The sequence below is a fragment of the Streptomyces sp. NPDC053493 genome (genome assembly GCF_044544825.1).
In the GTDB taxonomy this organism is placed as follows: Bacteria; Actinomycetota; Actinomycetes; order Streptomycetales; family Streptomycetaceae; genus Streptomyces.
Genome location: NZ_JBITXS010000012.1, coordinates 185,215 through 204,138 on the forward strand (window position 1 = coordinate 185,215; position 18,924 = coordinate 204,138).

Below are 18,924 nucleotides of genomic sequence, written 5' to 3' on the forward strand. Positions count from 1 at the left end.
CGCGTTCAGCGCCGTACGGGTCAGGCCTTGACGTTCACCCCCGCCCAGGCGGCGTCCACGGCCCGGACCTCGGCGCTGCCCGCGCCGTAGAGGTCGGCGGCCGCCTTCAGGGTGCCCTCACGGGCACCGTGGTAGTCGGTGGTGGAGGTGAAGTACGCGGTCAGCGCCTTGTACCAGATCTGCACCGCCTTGTCGCGGCCGATGCCGGTGACCGTGGAGCCGTCCACGGTCGGGCTGTCGTAGTGCACGCCGTTGATGTCCTTGGCGCCGCTGCCCTCGGACAGCAGGTAGAAGAAGTGGTTGGCGACACCGGAGGAGTAGTGCACGTTGAGGTTGCCGACGCCGGCACTCCAGTAGTCGGCCGAGCCGCGGCCGTCCTTGCTGGGCTGGTCCTGGTAGCGCAGCGGCTTGCCGTTGCCGAAGATGTCGATCTTCTCGCCGAGCAGGTAGTCGCCCGGGTCCTGGGCGTTGTTCGCGTTCCACTCCACCGCGGTGCCGAAGATGTCCGAGGTGGCCTCGTTCAGGCCTCCGGACTCGCCGGAGTAGGTCAGGTTCGCGGTGGCGGAGGTGACGCCGTGGCTGAACTCGTGGCCGGCGACGTCGAGCTGCGTCAGCGGGTGCTGGTTGTTCGCGCCGTCGCCGTAGGTGATGGTGAAGGACTGGTCGTTCCAGAAGGCGTTCTGGTAGGCGTTGCCGTAGTGGACCCGGGAGACCGGGGCGCGGCCGTCGTTCTTGATGCCGTTGCGGTGCAGGACGTCCTTGTAGAAGTCCCAGGTCTTGGCGGCGCCGTAGGCGGCGTCGACGGCGGCGGTCTGGTTGTTGCCGGGGGTGCCGTCGCCCCACGCGTTGTCCGCGTCGGTGAACAGGACGCCCTTGCCGCCCGTACGGTGCTGGAGGTCGACGACACTGGCGCCGCCGCGCACGGTGTCGACGAGGTCGAAGCCCTTCGACGACGTGGTGGAGTTGAGCGCGACGGTGCCGCTGTACTGGCTGACTCCGGTGCCGGCCGCGCCGACCTGGGGGCTGCCCGGCTTGGCGGTCGCGGAGCCGGCCTTGGCGGTGATGCCGCCGGCTATGTCGTCGATCAGCTGCTGCTCGTACAGCTTCTTGCCGGTGTTCGCGTCGGTGACGACGCGCAGCAGGCTCGGCGTGACGCCGTCCTCCTGGATACCGCTGACGACGGTCTCGTAGGCGAGGACGGGCTTGCCGTCAGCGGCCCAGATGACCTTGCGGGGGGCGTCGTCGGTGGCGGCGTCCGTGGCTCGTGCGGCCTTGGCGGCCTTGACCGCGGCGGACTTGGCGGCGGTCGGAGTGAGCTTCGGGGTGAGGGAGGGGACCTTGACGGCCGCCTTGACGGCCTTGGTGACGTCCTTGACGGTGCCGTCGGGGGCGCGGTGGACGACGAGGTCGCCGCCGAGGACGGGAAGGCCGGCGTAGGTGCGCTCGTAGCGCGTGTGGACCGTGCCGTCGGCGTCCTTGACGACGTCCTTGACGACCAGCTCCTCCTTGGCTCCGAGACCGAGCGACGAGGCGGTGGCCGTGACGGAGGCCCCGTCGTGGGGCTCCGGAGCGGCACCCGCCGACGCGGTGGCGGCACCGGCCGCGATCAGGGTGCCGGTGAGGACGACGGCGCCGGAGGTGAGGGCGAGTCGCCGTGCCGTGCCACCGGCGGAGGAAAGCGAAGACATGTGGTTTCTCCAGGGGTTCATGGGGAGTTGGGCGGGATCGCCGCCCACCCGTTCAAGGCGGACTGCCGTGATGGGCAGGGACATTCGCAGCCCGTCGCGCACATGTCACGTGAGACATAAGGTGATTGGACCGGTCGTGACGGATTTGCCGCCCGTCTCTTCACGAGAAGGACGAGCCCACGACACACGGCGACACGCCGGCACGGAATTCCGAAACGCGGGCGAAAGAAGACCGGCGGGGCGCACCCGCCGCGCCAGGTGCACCGCGGAGCCCCCCGTAAGGGAATCGGACTGTGATGCCCGTCTCTCCCCTTCAGGTGATTCGCGGTAGTTGGTGGGCATTTTCATTGCGAAGACATGAACAGGGAAACACTCTAGACATCCAAGGAAATGGCCCTGATTAACCTTCGAATCTGACGCGTTGCGACCGTCTCGATCTTTCGATCTAATGCTCGATGTCCGGAGCGGTGACCCCGTCTCCGACGTGATCCAGGGCGCTCCTCCACAGTCGGCGCGCCCCGAACGAGCGGGAGTGCGGCAGCGTGGCAGTGGTATCGGTGGTGGACGCGTTCCGGCGTGATCGGGTCGGGATCGTCTCGTTCCACGTCGTCGGGTTCTTCGTGCTCCTCGCCCTCGCGGCGCCTCTGATCACCGCCCTCTACGGCAAGAACCCGACCGAGCACTACGGCCAGAACGGGGCCGGCCTGCTGAGTCCGGAGGGCCTGCCCCTGCTGCCCAACGGCGGCATCTCGGCGGAGTACTGGTTCGGCATCGAGCCCGGCCTCGGGCGTGACGTCCTCGCCCAACTTCTGTACGGCATCCGCACCTCGCTGCTGATCGCCTTCACATCGGCCACCGTCGTGGCCGTCATCGGCGTTGTCGTCGGAGTGGCCGTGGGTTATCTCAGCGGGCTCGCCGACCGGGTGTTCACCTTCGTGTGCAACGTCCTGCTCGCCTTCCCGAGCCTGCTGTTCCTGCTCACGCTGGGCCCGGTCATCCAGACCCGCTTCGTCGCGCCCGACGAGAACGAGCCCGCCTGGATGCAGTTCACCGTTCTCGTCCTGGTCTTCTCGGCCTTCGGCTGGGTGCCGCTCGCGATGGTGCTGCGCACCGTCGTACGGTCCCTGCGCGAGCGGGAGTTCGTCGAGGCGGCCCGTGCCCTCGGCGCGAGCCGACGGCACATCGTCTTCCGCGAGCTGCTGCCGAACGTCTGGGCGCCGGTCCTCGTGCACATCACTCTCACCGTGCCCGCGATCGTCACCACCGAGGCCGCGCTGTCCTTCCTCGGGGTCGGGATCAACGAGCCCATCCCCGACTGGGGCCGCATGATCTCCCGGGGCGCCGACGTCTTCTACGACGACCCCACCTACATGGTCTTCCCCGGCGCCTCGCTCCTCGTCTTCGTCCTCGCCTTCAACCTCCTCGGCGACGCCGTGCGGGACGCGCTCGACCCGCACACCATCCGCTGAGCCACGCACCTTCTCTCACCCTCATCTGCAACACCCGCACCACACACTGGAGTTCGTCATGCCCGCAATCACCCTGCGCGCCGCAGCCGTACCGGTTCTCGCCACCACCGCCGCCCTGCTGCTGTGCTCCTGCTCCGCGGGTGCGGGCACGGGCACAGGCGCCGGGCAGGGCAGAAACAGCACCGCCGCCAAGAGCGGCCAGCGGCTGACCACCACCCTCGGCACCGCCAAGGACAGCCAGGGCCCCGCCCCCGAGATCCCCGGCGCCCGCAAGGGCGGCACCGTCACCGTCGCCAACCAGGCGGACTTCCCGCACCTCGACCCGCAGAAGATCTACGCCGGCGAGCGGTACAGCACCTCCCTGCTGTGGGGCCGGCAGCTGACGCAGTACCAGATCGTCGACGGCAGGCCCCGGCTGGTCGGCGACCTCGCGACCGACACCGGCACCTCCTCCGACGGAGGCCGCACCTGGACGTACCACCTGAAGGACGGCATCGCCTGGGAGGACGGCAAGCCCGTCACCGCGCAGCAGGTCAAGTACGGCATCGAGCGCACCTTCGCGCCCGGCTTCGAGGTCGGCCCCTCCTACTGGCAGCCGTGGCTCACCGGCACCAAGGACCTCACCGAGGCGGTGAAGAAGTACGGCGGTCCCAAGAAGGACGGCGATCTCAAGGCGATCGAGACGCCCGACGACAAGACCGTCGTCTTCCACTTCCCCCAGCCGCAGTCCGACGTGCCGTACATGGCCGCCCAGTCCTCCTCCTCACCGGTCCGCGAGGACAAGGACACGGGCACCGGCTACGACGTGAAGCCCTTCGCCACCGGGCCGTACAAGATCGTCGAGCACAGGCAGAACCAGAGCCTCACCCTGGAGCGCAACCCGTACTGGAAGCCGGAGACGGACTCGATCCGACACGCCTACCCGGACCGCTTCGAGTTCACCTTCGGCAAGGAGGCCCTCAACACCGCCCAGGAGGTGTTCACCGGCCAGGGCGCCGGTGCGACCACGCTCACCACCAAGGACCAACTGCCGCCGGAGCTGATCTCGACGGTCGAACGCGACCCCGCCAAGCGCAAGCTGGTCGTCTCCGGCAGCAAGGGCGCCTACACCCAGGACCTGTACATCAGGAACGACCGGGTCAGCGATCCCGAGGTCCGCAAGGCCATCCACTACCTCTTCCCGCGCGAGCAGGCCCGCCAGGTCCTCGGCGGCCGTTACGCCGGCGACTTCGCGACCACCCTCTCCTCGCCGGCCGTCGTCGGCTGGAAGAAGTACGACCTCTACCCCGTCTCCCCCGCCGGCGACATCACGAAGGCCAAGGAACACCTGGCCAGGGCGAAGACGAAGGTCACCAAGCTGACGTACGCGTACCCCACCGAGAGCCCGGCGGACGACCAGGTCGCCCAGGTCCTCGCCGACGCCTTCGCCAAGGCCGGGATCACGCTCGTGCTGAAGGGCCTTCAGCCTGGCGCGTTCAACGACCAGATCTTCGGCGGCGAGGACAGCCCGTACGACCTGTTCCTGTCCACCAACTCCGTGGACTGGCCCACCCCGTCGACCCTGCTTCCCCTCGGCTACGAGAGCCACCTGGACGCGGTGTCCAACACCATCCGGTACGCGAACCCGCAGGTGGACGCGGAGCTGGCCCGCATCGCGCGGATCGGTGACGCCCAGAAGAAGGCCGAGGAGCTGATCGCCCTGGAGACGACGGTCATGAAGGACGTCCCCCTGGTGCCCTTCCTCTACAAGAGCGTCTCCCAGTTCCGCGGCGAGAAGATCGGAGGCGCCGCCATCCACCCGATCTACGGCGTCACGGCCCTGGCCAACGTGTACGTCAAGAACTCCTGACCTCCTGCGACCATGACCCGTTACCTCATCAAGAGGGTCGCGCAGGCCGTGGCGGTGCTCTTCGCGATCACCGCCACGGCCTTCGGGCTCTTCCACGCCGCCCCCTCCGACCCTGCCCTGATCGCCTGTGGCCCCAGGTGCACCTCCGCGCAGCTCGCGGCCGTCCGCACGAGCATGGGACTCGACCAGCCGATCGTCTCCCAGTTCACCGACTACGTCGGCGGCATCGTCACCGGCCGCACCATCACGGACGTCGACGGCACCCCGATCCCCTGCCCCGCCCCCTGCCTCGGCTACTCCTACACCCTCCACCAGCCCGTCCTCGCCGCCATCCAGGACCGTCTCCCGGTGACCGTCTCGATCGCCGTCGGGGCCCTCGCGGTGATCCTGGTCCTCGGCGTCGGCTCGGGCCTGGCCGCGGCGCTGCGCCGGGGCACGGCGACCGATCGTCTGCTGTCCGGCTTCAACCTGCTGGGCGCCAGCGTCCAGATCTACTTCCTCGGCTACGTGGTCCTGTTCGTGCTCGTCTACTCCACGGGCCTGTTCGCACCCCCGCGCTACGTCCCCTTCGCCGACGGACCCGGCCGGTGGGCCCTGGGCCTGGTCCTGCCGTGGCTGGTCCTCGGCTTCGTCAACGCCGCCGTCTACGCCCGGCTGACCCGCGCACAGATGCTGGAGACCATGCATCACGGGTACGTCCGCACGGCTCGCGCCAAGGGCCTGGGCACCCTGCGCACCCACCTCAGGTACACGGCGCGCGGAGCGGCCGGCCCGCTGGTGCAGCTGCTCGGCCTGGAGGTCGGGGCGTTGCTCGGAGGCGCGTTCATCACGGAGACCGTGTTCGGTCTCGGCGGCGTCGGAAAGCTGGCCGTGGACGCGGTGACCGGCAACGACCTGCCCACGGTCGTCGGCACCGTCCTCGTCGCCGCGTTCTTCGTCGTCGTGTTCGTGGCCGTGGCCGACCTGGTGGTGGCCTGGCTGGATCCCCGAGTGAGGCTCGCATGAGCGATCGACCCGCATTGAGCGTCCGCGACCTGGCGGTCACCTTCCGGACGCCGCACGGCCCGGTCGCGGCCGTCCGGGACGTCTCCTTCGACGTGGCACCGGGCGAAGTCCTGGGCCTCGTCGGGGAGTCGGGCTCGGGCAAGTCGACGATCGGCCTGGCCGCCCTGGCCCTCCACGACCCGGCGCGCACCCTCGTCCGGGGCAGCGTCCGACTCGGTGGCGACGGCTTCGAACTGGTCGGCGCACCCGAACCCGCCCTGAAGCGGATCAGGGGCTCCCGGGTCGCGATGGTCTTCCAGGACGCCCTGGACGCGCTGTCGCCTTACCACACGATCGGCGCACAGGTGGCGGAGGCGTACCGCGTCCACCACCCACAGGCCGGCCGCAAGGAGGCGTCGGAACGGGCGGCGGCGATGCTGGAACGGGTGGGCATCCCGGCCGCTCGCGCCTCGGACCGCCCCCACCAGCTCTCGGGCGGCATGCGCCAACGCGTCGTCATCGCCATGGCGCTCGTCAACGACCCGGGCGTCCTGATCGCCGACGAACCCACCACGGCACTGGACGCCCGAGTCCAGCACCAGGTGCTCGACCTGATCCGCGAACTCCAGTCGGAGGCCGGGACGGCCATGCTCCTCATCACGCACGACGTGGGCGTGGTGGCGAGGGCATGCGACCGCATGCTGGTGATGCGCGACGGCGAGGCACTCGAGGAAGGCCCCACCGGACGTCTCCTGGCCGCCCCCGCCCACTCCTACACCAAGGCCCTCATCGGAGCGGCTCCCACCCTGGACACCGTTCCCGGCACGCGTCTTCCCACGGTCGACGACCCGGAGCCGAAGCCACGCACCAAGGCCCGCCTCCGCGCCGCCCCCGATCCCGGAGTCCTGGCCGAGGTGCGCGAGCTGCGCGTGGACTACCCGGGCCGCCGTCGCGGTCGCCCCCACACCGCGGTGAAGGGCGTGAGCCTCCACGTGGCACGCGGGGAGACCCTGGGCCTGGTGGGCGAGTCCGGCTCGGGCAAGTCCACCCTCGCGCGAGCCCTGACCGGCCTGCGCCGTCCCACGAGCGGGGAGGTCCGCTTCGACGGCCGGGACGTCTCCGGGGCGGCGACGGACACGCGGCTGCGGCGGGAGCTGAGCCGGGACGTCCAACTGGTCTTCCAGGACCCGTACGCGTCGCTGAACCCGCGCCACACGGTGGAGCAGATCGTCACCACGCCCCTGCGCATCCACACGGTCCTGGACCGGGCGGAACGCCGGAAGCGGGCGGCGGAACTCCTGGAACAGGTGGGCCTGTCGCCGTCGCACCTCTCCCGCCACCCGCACGAGTTCTCCGGCGGTCAGCGTCAACGCATCGGCATCGCCCGTGCGCTGGCCGTCCGGCCGCGTCTGGTCATCGCCGACGAGCCGGTGTCGGCACTGGACGTGTCGGTCCAGGCGCAGGTCCTGAACCTCCTGATGGACCTGCGCGAGGAGCTCGACCTGTCGCTGCTCTTCATCTCCCACGATCTGGCGGTGGTGCGGCACTTCTGTGACCGCGTCGCGGTCCTGAAGCAGGGCGAGCTGGTGGAGGTGGGTCCGAGGGACACCGTCTTCGACTCACCGGCCGCCCCCTACACGAGGGAACTGCTGGCCGCGTTCCCGCACCACCTTCCGGCCGCCGCCGGCCGGCCCGCGCAGCTCGTCTGATCCCCGCGTCGCCCCGTCGCCCCGTCGCGGACGGGACGAACGCCTCTCATTCACCAGAAGGAACCCTCATGACGAACACCCCGACCGAGCCCGACTCCGTCCCCGAGCTTCCCGACAACCCGGCGGAGAGAAGGAACGGTCTGATCACCTGGCTCTCCATCGCCGCCGTGGCCGTGATCGCGGCGGTGGCCGTGCTGATCTCCCACTTCTCGGGTGGCTCCTCGCGGGCCGACGCCTCCGGGCGCGTCACCGTGAAGATCGGCACGACCGACCGGAGTTCGGACTTCTGGCCCGTACTGACCCGGCGCGCCGCCGAGGAGGGCATCGACATCGAGCTGGTCAACTTCACCGACTACACGCAGGCGAATCCGGCGCTGTCGCAGAAGCAGATCGACCTGAACCTCTTCCAGCACCTGCTGTTCCTCGCGAACCACAACGTCGCCGACAAGGACACCCTGACACCGATCGGGTCGACCGTCGTCGTGCCCCTGAGCCTCTACTCGAAGAAGCACACGACGCTGCAGGACATCCCGGCGCACGGCCGGGTGGCGATCCCCAACGACCCGACCAACCAGGCTCGGGCGCTCCTCGTGCTTCAGCAGGCCGGCCTGCTGAAGCTGAAGGGCGGCGGGTCGGTGCTCGCGACGCCCGCGGACGTGGACACCGCGACGTCGAAGGTCACGGTGACGCCCGTGGACGCCGCCCAGACCGTCGCCTCGCTGCCGTCCGTCGACGCGGCCGTGATCAACAACAACTTCGCCCTGGACGCCGAGCTGGATCCGTCGAAGGCCCTGTACGGCGACGATCCGTCGAAGCCCGAGGCCGAGCCGTACATCAACGTCTTCGTCGCCCGCGCGGCCGACAAGAACGACCCCACCTACCTGAAGATCGCCAAGCTCTACCACGAGGAAGCCGTGAAGAAGGCGGCGATCGACGCCTCGAAGGGAACGGCGGTGGCCGTGGAGCGTCCGCAGGCCGACCTCGAACGCATCCTCGCCTCTCTGGAGAAGACGGTGCGCGCGGCGCACTGACGGCAACGTGACGGGGGTGCCCCACGCGGGCGCCCCCGCCGTACCCAGGTCCGACTCGAAACAGGGACTCATGGCACCACTCATAGAACTTCGCGACGTCAGCAAGACCTTCACCTCACGATCGACGACCGTCTCCGCGCTCGACTCGATCGACCTGGAGATCGAAGCGGGGGAGATCTTCGCGATCATCGGACACTCCGGCGCGGGGAAGAGCACGCTGGTGCGGCTGATCAACGCACTCGAACAGGCCACCTCGGGCACGGTGAGCGTCGACGGCGTGGTGATCACCGAGCGGCGTGAGAAGGACCTCCGCCACGTCCGCTCGCGGATCGGCATGATCTTCCAGCAGTTCAACCTGTTCCGCTCCCGAACGGTGTTCGGGAACGTGGCCTACCCTCTGAAGCTCGCGGGCTGGCCCAAGGAGAGACAGCGGGCCCGAGTCGCCGAGCTCCTCGCCTTCGTGGGCCTGACCGACAAGGCATGGGCCTATCCCGACCAGCTCAGCGGTGGACAGAAACAGCGGGTCGGCATCGCACGGGCGCTGGCCAACAATCCCGCGGTCCTCCTGGCCGACGAGTCGACGAGCGCGCTGGATCCCGAGACCACCCAGGACGTCCTGAGGCTGCTCCGGCGCGTCAACTCCGAGCTGGGAGTGACCGTCGTGGTCGTCACCCACGAGATGGACGTGGTGCGGAGCATCGCCGACCGGGTCGCCGTACTGGACGCCGGCCGGCTCGTCGAGGTCGGCACGGTCCACGACGTCTTCTCCGCACCCCGGACCGACACCGGCCGCCGTTTCGTGGAGACGGTTCTGAGAAACCGACCCGACGCGGACGATGTGGCACGGCTCCGGAAGCGGTACGAAGGCTCCCTCGTGTCCGTCACGGTCGACGGCGACGCCGTGATGGGCCAGGTCCTGACCGACGCCGTACGGCGGCACGACCTCCGTTTCGAGATCGTGCACGGCGGGATCGACACCCTCCAGGGCCGCTCGTTCGGCACCGTCACGCTCGCACTGTCCGGAGTGGAGCGGGACATCGAAACGGCAGTGGCACGTCTCCGCACGGTGGCCACGGTGGAGGTGCTCACGTGAACACGGACTGGGACACGCTCTGGCCGGTCTTCACGACCTCCATGGGCCAGACCCTGTGGATGGTCGCCGTGACGATGGTCTTCGGCGGCTTCCTCGGCCTGCTCCTCGGCGTCCTGCTCTACACGACGCGCCGCGGAGGACTGCTGGAGAACAGGCCGCTCTACACGGCCCTGAACCTTCTGGTGAACTTCGTCAGACCCATTCCCTTCATCATCTTCATCACCGCCGTGGGCCCGCTGACCCTGAGGGTGGTGGGCACCACCATCGGCACCGCAGCCGCGACGTTCCCGCTGATCGTCGCCACCACCTTCGGCATCTCCCGCATCGTGGAACAGAACCTGGTCACCGTCGACGCCGGAGTGATCGAGGCGGCCCGGTCCATGGGCGCCGGCCCGGCACGCATCATCACCACCCTCCTCATCCCTGAGGCGCTGGGCCCCCTGATCCTCGGTTACACCTTCGTCTTCGTCTCCGTGGTCGACGCGACCGCGATCGCCGGCGCGGTCGGCGGCGGAGGCCTCGGCAACTTCGCCATCGCCTACGGCTACCAGCGCTTCAACTGGACGGTGACCTGGATCGCCGTGCTCACCATCGTGCTCCTCGTGCAACTGGCGCAGTTCCTGGGCAACTGGCTGGCAGGGAGGACACTGCGGCGGTGACGCCGGGACGGCCAGGGCTCAGGTCGCCGGCGTTGCCGTGCCCACCGTGGCGGACAACCGGTCATCGACGCAGGACACGATCGCGGGAGCGATGACTTCGGTCGCCTCCGGGCGCCAGCCCGGGACTGCGTTGACCTCGCAGATGGTGTAGGAGCCCTCGGCGGTGAACAGCAGATCGACCCCGGCGATGTCCAGGCCCAGGACACGCACCGCGGCCAGCGCCAACCGTTCTGCCTGTGGATGGCGGCCCACGCACCTCGTGGCGGTCCCACCCTTCGCGATGTTGGCGGCGAGAGAAGCGTTGTGAGACGTGTGAACCACGGCGTCCACCACCGTGTCGTCCACCACGACCACGCGCATGGAACGACCGTGGGAGTGGGCCACATGCTCTTGGAACAGGAACGGCGATGTCTGCGCGAGGCTGCCGGCCATCTCGTGCAGCAGGTGCGAGTCGGCGGCGAGGAACACCTGAGCGCCCTTGGTTCCGCGGACGGACTTCACGACCGACGGTGTGGGCAGGTGGGGACTGCGGACGACGCCTTCCAAGGGGGCGGTCGCGTAGGAGAGTGTGTCCGGCACCGGCAGCCCGGCCAGAGCGAGCTCCTGCACCTGCCACACCTTGTTCCGGCAGGTGAGCTGCGCGTCCAGAGGGTTGACCAGGCGACTGCCCAGGCGTTCGAGATGCCGCAGGAGTGTCACCTCGCGGTCGTCGCGCATGGTCCCCGGCAGGTGCCGCACGCAGACGACCGCCGGGGGCGGCAGGGCCGTGCCGCCCAGGGTACTGAGCATCAATCGCCCGCCCCGAACCCCGAACAGCAACTCATCCGTGTGCCATACGGCGAAACGGCGGCCGTACCGCTGTGCAAACGCCGTCGCCAGATCGCGGCTGCAGCGGCGGAGCGCGGTCGGCTGCTGCCGCACCAGCATCCACACATCGGCAGGCCCGGCACATGCCGACTCGGCACGACGGTACGTCACCAAGGGGAGCTCCTCACATGTCCGCGGCCGGCCGCCCACTCCGCGACGGCCCCTGGGCTTCCCCTCACCTTGGGCCACCTCTCCGACGCCCTCAAGGGGACCCGTGACGGGAACGGCTAAGCGGAGTGGTCCGCCCGCCCTCACCGTTGCCAGACGGTTCCGACGGGATCCTGCAGTCCGAGCAGACCACTGCACCGCCCCCACCCGCTTCCTGGTCCACGCCCGCATTCACGACGCCTTCCTGGACGCCCTCGCCGGCGCCGCCCGCACACTGTGCCCCGGCACCGACCTCGGTCCGCTCAACAACGCCGCCCAGCTCGCCTCGGTCCGCGCCCTGCTCGACCGACTGCCCGACCACGCCCGGATCGTGGCCGGCGCACCACGCCCGCCCGGCCCGGCTTCTTCCACGCCGCCACCGTCGTCGCCGGGGTCCGCCAGGACGACGAGATCGTCCAGGAGGAGATCTTCGGACCCGTCGCAACCGTGCAGCCCTTCACCGACGAGACCGAGGCCCTGCGCCTCGCCGACGACGTCCGCTTCGGACTGGCCGCGAGGGTGTGGACCAGGGACCACGACCGGGCGATGCGGGCGACCAGGGCCCTGCACACCGGGATCGTGTGGGTGAACACGCACGGCACCACGGTCTCCGAAATGCCGCACGGCGGAGTCAAACACTCCGGCTACGGCAGCGACCTCTCCCTCTCCGGGCCTCCTCGACTACACCCGTCCCAAGCACGTGATGGTCTGAGCGTCGGTCTCGCTCAGACGCGGACCGCCTTCGTCCGGCACGGCGGACGAATCGACAGGGCGGTCCGGGAGCGCACAGGAGAGGCCGTACGCCCCCTGGCCGGTAGATACCGTCGAACTGGGCCTCTCGAAAGGCGAGTTAGCGGGCTGCTGGGGGCGCGAAGATCTTGTGCACCCGATCGGATGGTCCGGTTGCGCCATCCGGGTGGCGCCCGGACGGGGCGCCACGTCGGTGCTCTTGGATGGCGTCCATGATCTTTTCAGCAGCGACGCGGGCGCCCGCCCATCCGGTCGGCGACACCGGTGTCCCTCTGCCCGTGCACCGTGCCGTCGCCGCGGCAGCACTCCGCGAACCGGACCGGACCGCGGTCGTCGAAGAGGGCGGCAGGAGTTGGTCCTACGGCGAACTCTGCGCGTGGGCAGGACAGTTGGCCGGTCACCTGCGTCAGGCCGGGGCCGCTCCTGGGGTGACGGTCGCGGTGCGGCTGCCGCGCTCGGCCCGGCTGATCGTCGCGTTGCTCGCGGTCTTCGAGACGGGCGCCGCCGCCGTGGTGCTGGACCCGCGGACGCCGGCCGAGCGGCTGGCGGCCGTCGAGGCCGACGCGGGATGCGTGGCGGTGCTCGTGCCGGCCGGGGAGACCCCACGCCCGGGCGGTCCGCGGCCCGTCACCGTGGCCGCTTCTCCCGGTGCGGCACGCGTCGCGGTGGAGGCGCTGTGTCCGGCGGCATGGGACGGCGAACTCGACCGTGCGGCCTGCGTGTTCTACACCTCCGGGTCCACCGGCCGCCCCAAGGGCGTCCAGATCACCCACCGCAACCTGGCGCGTTTCGCCGCGGATCCGCACTGGGACGGGCCCGGGCACCGGGTGACGGCGCTGGTCTCCGCGCTCGGTTTCGACGCGCTCAGCCATGACCTGTGGCTGCCGCTCACGCGGGGCGGCACGGTGGTCGTCCCGGGCGAGGACCGGGTGGACGCGCACCGGCTGGCCGCGCTGGTCGCCGCTCATGGCGTCACCGGCGTCTTCCTCACCACCGCCTGGTTCAACCAGATCGCCGCGGACGACCCGGGCGCGCTGCGAGGGCTGCACACGGTCCTCACCGGTGGCGAGGCCGCCGACCCGCGGGCGTTCGCGCAGGTCCGGGCCGCCTGTCCACAGCTGGCGCTCGGTCACGTCTACGGCCCGACGGAGTGCACCACCTTCACCACCCTGCACCCCTTGCCGCCCGGGCAGCCGGTACTGGAGGCACGGGTGCCGATCGGCACCGGCCTGCCCGGGGCCGCCGTGCGGCTGCTCGGTCCCGATCTGGCCGAGGTGCCGGCCGGCGAGGCCGGCGAGGTGTACGTGGCGGGGGAACAGGTCGCCCGGGGCTATCTGAACCGGCCCGGCCTGACCGCCGAACGCTTCGTCGCCGACCCGTACGGCCCGGCCGGTGCCCGCATGTACCGCACGGGCGACCTCGCCGTACGCGGCCCCGACGGCGCCCTCGCGTACCTGGCGCGCGACGACGACCAGGTCAAGATCCGCGGCCACCGGGTCGAACCGGGCGAGGCACGCGCCGCCCTGGCCGCCCTGCCCGAGGTCGCCCGGGCGGTCGTGGTCGCGCGGGACGGGCGGCTCGTCGGCTACGCGGTTCCCGAGCGGGACGCGACCGCCGTCACCGGGGAGCAACTCCGCGACCGGCTCAGCCGTGTGCTGCCCGAGTACCTGGTGCCGACGGCCGTGCTGCTGATCGACGACATCCCGCTGACCGTGAACGGCAAGGTGGACCGGGCGGCGCTGCCCGCGCCCGCCGCCGTGCGGGTGGGCGCCGGCACCGCCCGGACCTCCGCCGAGCGTGCGCTGTGCGCGGCCTTCGCGGAGGTGCTCGGCCTGCCCGGGGCGGGCACCGACGACGACTTCTTCGCGCTCGGCGGCGACAGCATCACCGCGATGCGCCTGGTCAGCCGGGTACGCCGGGAGAACGTGGCCATCAGCTCGCAGGACGTCTTCCGGCTGCGCACCCCTGGCGCCCTGGCCGCCGCCGCGCAGGCGGCCGCTCCGGCCGCCGACCTGCTGCACCAGTCGGCCACCGGCAAACTCGGCCTGCCACCGATCGCGCTGTGGCTGCGCGAACAGGGCGACGGCGTAGCCGAGTTCGTCCAGTCGGTGCTGGTCGAGACGCCTGCCGGTCTGCAGCAGGGGACGCTCGTGACGGCCCTGCAGGCGGTGCTCGACCGGCACGACGCCCTGCGCACCAGGCTCCCCGACCCGTCCGGCGAGGCCGTGTGGCAGCCCGAGGTGCTGCCGCCGGGCGAGGTGGCGGCGAGCACGCTCCTGGAGGTGGTGGACGTGCGGGAGCTGCCCGGCGCTCCCTCCGCCCGCACGGTCCGGAAGGCGGTGGGGCGTGCGATGCGGTCGCTGGACCTGCCCGCGGGGCGGACGCTTCGCGCGGTGTGGTGGGACGCCGGCCCCGCACGGCCGGGCCGGCTGCTGCTGGCCGCACACCACCTCGTGGTGGACGGAGTCTCCTGGCAGGTGCTCGCCCAGGACCTGGCCCGGGCCGCCGAGGACCCGCACGGTCTGGGCGCCTGGGGCACGGCCACGCCGTACCGGCGCTGGGTGGAGACGCACAACGCCCGGGCGGACAGCGCAGAGGTGCTGGCGACGCTGCCGCACTGGCGGGCGGCGAGCGTCCCGGCGGCCACGCCGTGGCCCGCGCGCGGGCCGCTCGACCCGTGTCTGGACACCATCGCCACCTCCCGCACCCTGGAATCGGTGCTCCCGCCCGAGGTCGGCCGGGCCCTGCTCACCACGGCCCCGGCCCGCTACGGCGTCACCACCCAGGAGCTCCTGCTGGCCGCGCTGACGGTGGCGGCGGCCCGCCGCGGCGGACCCCGGACGCTGGTGCTGGACACCGAGGGGCACGGCCGGGACGCGGTGGCGGGCGCTGCGGACACCGAAGTCTCCGCCACCGTCGGCTGGTTCACCTGCATGTTCCCCGTCCGTCTCGAGTGCCCCGCGCGGGCCGCCCGCCCGGCGGCGGACCCAGGGGCCGAGGAGTCGGCCCTCGCCGAGGCGGTGCGCTCCGTCCAGGAGCAGTGGCGGCGGTTGCCGCAGGACCGTGCGTCGTACGGCCTGCTGCGCCACCTGCACCCCCAGGCGGCCGGACTCCTGGCCGCCGCACCGGGCCGGCCGGTGCTCTTCAACTACCTGGGCCGTTACGCCGTTCCGGGCCGCGACCCGTGGCCGTACGCCGCCGAGGCGCCCGTCCTCGGCATCCACCGGGCCGCCCGGCAGCCCTTGTCCCACCCGCTGGAGGTCAACGCCGTCGTCGACGAGCGCACCGGGGAGCCGTTGCTGACCGCCGTCTGGCGCTGGTCGACCCGGCTCGTCGACCACGACGACGCGGCGGGCCTGGCGGCGGAATGGGCCGGGGTGCTCGCCGCACTCGCCCGCGCGGCGGACGCCGGCACGCGGGAGCGGGAGCGGGCCGGTGCACCGGCCGTGCCCGCGCAGCGCACGGAGGAGCGCTGGCCGTGCTCCCCGCTCCAGGAAGGGCTGCTCTATCACGCCCACCAGAGCGGCGGGACCGCGGACCCGTACCACGTCCAGACCGTGCTGGACCTGGAAGGGCCGGTGGACTCGGCCGCGCTGCGCGGGGCGCTGGCCGCGCTCACCGACCGGCATCCGGCTCTGCGGGCCGGGTTCCGCTGGGACTGCCAGGGGCGGGCCGCGCAGTTCGTGCCGGGGACGGTCGAGGTGCCGCTGAGGGAGGCCGACCTGACCCGGCTGCCCGTGCCCGACCGGGAGCGGGCCGCCGACGAGGAGACGCGCCGGGACCGGGACGAACCGTTCGACCTGGCCGCGCCGCCGCTGCTGCGGGCCGTGCTGCTGCGTCTGGGCGAGGGGCGGTCCCGGCTGCTGCTGAGCTATCACCACATCCTCATGGACGGCTGGTCGATGCAGGTGGCCCTGGCCGACCTGGCGGACCTGTACGGCCAGGCCGCCTCGGGCGGCGTGCCGAGGCTGACGGCCCGGCCTTCGGCGCTTGCCTATCTGCGCCATGTCGCCGATCAGGACGTGGAGCTGGCCGGCAAACACTGGCAGGCCCTGCTCGGTGACGCGACCGAACCGACGCTGCTGACCTCGCCCGGCGGCGAGGGCCGGACGCGCCCGCACACGGTGCTGCTCGAACTGCCGGCCGAGCGCACGGCCGCCCTGCGGGCGAAGGCCCGCGAGCGGGCGCTGTCCTTGAACACCTTGGTCCTGGGCGCCTGGGCTCTGGTCCTCGCCCAGCTGACCGGCCGCACCGACGTGGTGTTCGGCACCGTCGTCGCCGACCGCCCGCCCCACCTGCCCGGCGTCGAGTCCATGGTCGGCCTGATGAACAACGCCGTGCCGGTACGGGTGGACACGGCGACGGCCGGCGACCGGGGCGGCCTGCTGGCGGCCCTCCAGGAGCAGCGGACCGAGATGATGCCCTTCCAGCACCTGGGCCTGGCGGAGATCATCCGGGCGGCCGGGCTGCGCGAGCTCTTCGACACCGTCGTGGTGCTGGAGACCTACACCGACTCCTTCGCCACGCGGTGGGGAACGGATCTGCGGGTGACGTCCAGCCGGGTGGAGAACGGCACGCACTACCCGCTGTGCGTGCTCGTCTCGCCCGGCGAGCGGATGAGCATCCGGGTCCAGTACCGGCCGGACAGGCTCGGCGAGGACGGAGCACGGGAGATCGGCGCGCGGTTCGTCGAAGCTCTGGACGCGCTGGCCGACGATCTGTCCGTGCCCGCCACCCACCCGGTCGCGCCCGCGGTCGCCGCGGTCCGGCCGCCGGCGGCCGAACGGCTGCCCGAGGCGGTGCCGGTGCTGGAGCGGTTCGCGGCGCACGTGCGCACGGCGCCCGGGCGGGCGGCCGTGGTGGACGGGGACGGGGTCCTGGACTACCGCGGTCTGGACGCGGCCTCGGACCGGCTGGCGGAAGAGCTCGCCGCCCGGGGCGTGGGGGCCGAGGACGTGGTGGCCCTGTGCCTGCGGCGGGGCCGGTACGCGGTGACCGCGATGCTCGCGGTGCTCAAGGCCGGTGCCGCCTACCTCTGGTTGGACCCGCGCCATCCCGCTCCCCGGGTGGCGGCCCTGGCATCGGAAGGGCGCCCCGCGCTCCTCGTCCGGCAGCCCGAGTTCGACGAGGCCCTCGCGCTGGTCGACGCCGCCGTGCCGCGGATGTCCCTGGAGCCCCGCCATCTGTCGCCCGAGCCCCTCGCCGGCAAACGCTCGATGCGACCGGCGCGGCTGCCCGGTCACCCGGCCTACGTGGTGCACACCTCCGGGACGCAGGGCACGCCGAAGGCGGTGGTGATGCCGGGCACGGCCATGGACCGGCTGGTGGACTGGCACGAGCGTCGCTTCCCGGCCGAACCGGGCGCGGTGACGGCCCAGTTCACCTCGATGGCCTTCGACGTCGCGACCCAGGAAGTCCTCACCGCGCTGTGCACGGGGCGGACGCTGGCCGTGCCGGACGCGGACACCCGGGCTGACGCCGCCGCGTGGACCGCCTGGCTCCGGGCCCACCGGGTGACCGAGTTGTTCGCCCCGACGCCCGTGCTGGCCGCCCTGTGCGAGTTCGCCGACGGTGACCGGGAGGTGCTGCCCGACCTGCGGCATCTGGTGCAGGCCGGTGAGGCGCTGGTGGTCGGACCGCAACTGCGCGCCCTGTGTGCCCGCGGGGACAAGCGCCTGCACAACCACTACGGCCCGGCCGAGACGCACGTGGTGACCGCCGGCGAGGTCACCGGGCAGCCGGCCGACTGGCCGGCGCGTCCCGGCATCGGCGTTCCGGTGCCCGGCTCCCGGGTGATGCTCCTGGACGCGGGGTTGCGGCCGGTCCCCGACGGACTGGCGGGCGAACTGTATCTGGCGGGCGACCAGGTGGCCCGCGGCTATCTGGGCCGGCCGGGGCTGACCGCCGCGCGGTTCGTCGCCGATCCCTGGGGGCCGCCCGGATCCCGGATGTACCGCACGGGCGACCTGGCCCGCAGGCTGCCGGACGGCACGCTGGAATTCACCGGCCGCAACGACGACCAGGTCAAGATCCGTGGGCACCGGATCGAGCCGGACGAGGTGCGGGCCGCCCTGGCCGCGCTCCCCGGCGTGGTGCAGGCCGCCGTGGTGGCCCGGCCCGACGGACGCGGCGGCAAGGAGCTCACCGGCTACGCGGTGGGCGCGTCCGGGACCGGTGCGCCTCTGGAAGGCGGGGCTCTGCGCGACGCGCTGGCCCAGGTGCTGCCGGACTTCATGCTGCCCGCCCGGGTGATCGTCCTGGACGGCATGCCGCTGACCGTCAACGGCAAGGTGGACCGCCGGGCCCTGCCCGAGCCACAGCGCACCCCGGCCCTGGTCCGGGAGCCGCGCACACCGGCCGAGAGGGTGGTGACCGAGGCGTACGCCGACGTCCTCGGCCTGGAGCGGGTCGGCGTCGACGACAACTTCTTCGACCTGGGCGGGCATTCGCTGCTCGCGGCCCGCCTGCTCCAGCGCGTGCGGGAACACCTGGGCCCCGCGGTCACCTTGGACCAGGTGATGCGTCGGGCCACACCGGCCGCCCTGGCCGCCGCCCTCACCGCACCACCCTCGCCTTCGGGGAAGCCGGGCATCGCGCCGGCCGCGTCCACCACGCGCACCGTGCCGCCCGCTCCCGGCGGAGTCCCCGCGTCCCCACGCCACTGACCGGGAGCCGGTC

The 18,924-nt window shown here is 71.8% G+C and carries 10 protein-coding genes and 1 pseudogene; 9 read left to right on the forward strand and 2 right to left on the reverse strand.

Annotated elements, in window-relative coordinates:
- Window positions 1–20: 20 nt before the first annotated feature.
- On the reverse strand, window positions 21–1,688 hold the full coding sequence (locus ACIGO8_RS29005; RefSeq protein ID WP_399736780.1) for a M4 family metallopeptidase: 1,668 nt from the start codon (window positions 1,686–1,688) through the stop codon (window positions 21–23).
- A gap of 542 nt (window positions 1,689–2,230) precedes the next feature.
- On the opposite strand from ACIGO8_RS29005, the gene ACIGO8_RS29010 reads away from it, so the two are divergent.
- The 7 genes from ACIGO8_RS29010 (at window position 2,231) to ACIGO8_RS29040 (ending at window position 10,482) form a co-directional block, all read left to right on the forward strand.
- Window positions 2,231–3,157 (forward strand): ABC transporter permease, encoded by a 927-nt coding sequence (locus tag ACIGO8_RS29010; protein ID WP_399736783.1) that lies wholly within the window; start codon window positions 2,231–2,233, stop codon window positions 3,155–3,157.
- 58 nt (window positions 3,158–3,215) lie between these two features.
- Window positions 3,216–5,006: an ABC transporter substrate-binding protein gene (locus ACIGO8_RS29015; RefSeq protein ID WP_399736785.1), complete on the forward strand. Its 1,791-nt coding sequence runs from the start codon at window positions 3,216–3,218 to the stop codon at window positions 5,004–5,006.
- Window positions 5,007–5,018: 12 nt separating this feature from the next.
- Entirely contained in the window at window positions 5,019–6,011 is a 993-nt protein-coding gene (locus ACIGO8_RS29020; RefSeq protein WP_399736787.1) for an ABC transporter permease, read from the forward strand.
- Window positions 6,008–7,699 carry a dipeptide ABC transporter ATP-binding protein gene (locus ACIGO8_RS29025; RefSeq protein WP_399736789.1) on the forward strand — a complete coding sequence of 564 codons (1,692 nt, stop codon included), beginning with the start codon at window positions 6,008–6,010 and terminating at the stop codon, window positions 7,697–7,699. Before ACIGO8_RS29020 ends, ACIGO8_RS29025 begins: the two co-directional genes overlap by 4 nt.
- A gap of 68 nt (window positions 7,700–7,767) precedes the next feature.
- Window positions 7,768–8,730 (forward strand): MetQ/NlpA family ABC transporter substrate-binding protein, encoded by a 963-nt coding sequence (locus ACIGO8_RS29030; RefSeq protein WP_399736791.1) that lies wholly within the window; start codon window positions 7,768–7,770, stop codon window positions 8,728–8,730.
- A gap of 70 nt (window positions 8,731–8,800) precedes the next feature.
- A complete protein-coding gene (locus ACIGO8_RS29035; protein ID WP_399736794.1) occupies window positions 8,801–9,823 on the forward strand; it encodes a methionine ABC transporter ATP-binding protein in 1,023 nt (340 codons plus the stop codon).
- Window positions 9,820–10,482 (forward strand): methionine ABC transporter permease, encoded by a 663-nt coding sequence (locus ACIGO8_RS29040; protein ID WP_399736796.1) that lies wholly within the window; start codon window positions 9,820–9,822, stop codon window positions 10,480–10,482. The genes ACIGO8_RS29035 and ACIGO8_RS29040 overlap by 4 nt, the downstream gene beginning before the upstream one ends.
- Before the next feature lie 18 nt (window positions 10,483–10,500).
- On the opposite strand, the gene ACIGO8_RS29045 is transcribed toward ACIGO8_RS29040, so the two are convergent.
- Window positions 10,501–11,460, reverse strand: a complete 960-nt coding sequence (locus ACIGO8_RS29045; RefSeq protein ID WP_399736859.1) for a RimK family alpha-L-glutamate ligase — start codon at window positions 11,458–11,460, stop codon at window positions 10,501–10,503.
- A 190-nt stretch (window positions 11,461–11,650) separates the two neighbouring features.
- On the opposite strand from ACIGO8_RS29045, the pseudogene ACIGO8_RS29050 reads away from it, so the two are divergent.
- Together ACIGO8_RS29050 and ACIGO8_RS29055 are read left to right on the forward strand one after the other, a co-directional pair.
- A pseudogene (locus tag ACIGO8_RS29050) lies at window positions 11,651–12,208 on the forward strand (aldehyde dehydrogenase family protein); the annotation flags it as partial.
- A gap of 250 nt (window positions 12,209–12,458) precedes the next feature.
- The gene (locus ACIGO8_RS29055; protein ID WP_399736798.1) at window positions 12,459–18,911 is read left to right on the forward strand and encodes an amino acid adenylation domain-containing protein; all 6,453 of its coding nucleotides are present in this window, start codon (window positions 12,459–12,461) and stop codon (window positions 18,909–18,911) included.
- The last annotated feature ends 13 nt before the right edge of the window (window positions 18,912–18,924 follow it).

Bases quoted from the DNA above. Each gene is read 5' to 3' on its own strand.
- ACIGO8_RS29005 (WP_399736780.1), bottom strand. From the start codon at position 1,688: ATGTCTTCGCTTTCCTCCGCCGGTGGCACGGCACGGCGACTCGCCCTC.
- ACIGO8_RS29015 (WP_399736785.1), top strand. From the start codon at position 3,216: ATGCCCGCAATCACCCTGCGCGCCGCAGCCGTACCGGTTCTCGCCACC.
- ACIGO8_RS29020 (WP_399736787.1), top strand. From the start codon at position 5,019: ATGACCCGTTACCTCATCAAGAGGGTCGCGCAGGCCGTGGCGGTGCTC.
- ACIGO8_RS29025 (WP_399736789.1), top strand. From the start codon at position 6,008: ATGAGCGATCGACCCGCATTGAGCGTCCGCGACCTGGCGGTCACCTTC.
- ACIGO8_RS29030 (WP_399736791.1), top strand. From the start codon at position 7,768: ATGACGAACACCCCGACCGAGCCCGACTCCGTCCCCGAGCTTCCCGAC.
- ACIGO8_RS29035 (WP_399736794.1), top strand. From the start codon at position 8,801: ATGGCACCACTCATAGAACTTCGCGACGTCAGCAAGACCTTCACCTCA.
- ACIGO8_RS29055 (WP_399736798.1), top strand. From the start codon at position 12,459: ATGATCTTTTCAGCAGCGACGCGGGCGCCCGCCCATCCGGTCGGCGAC.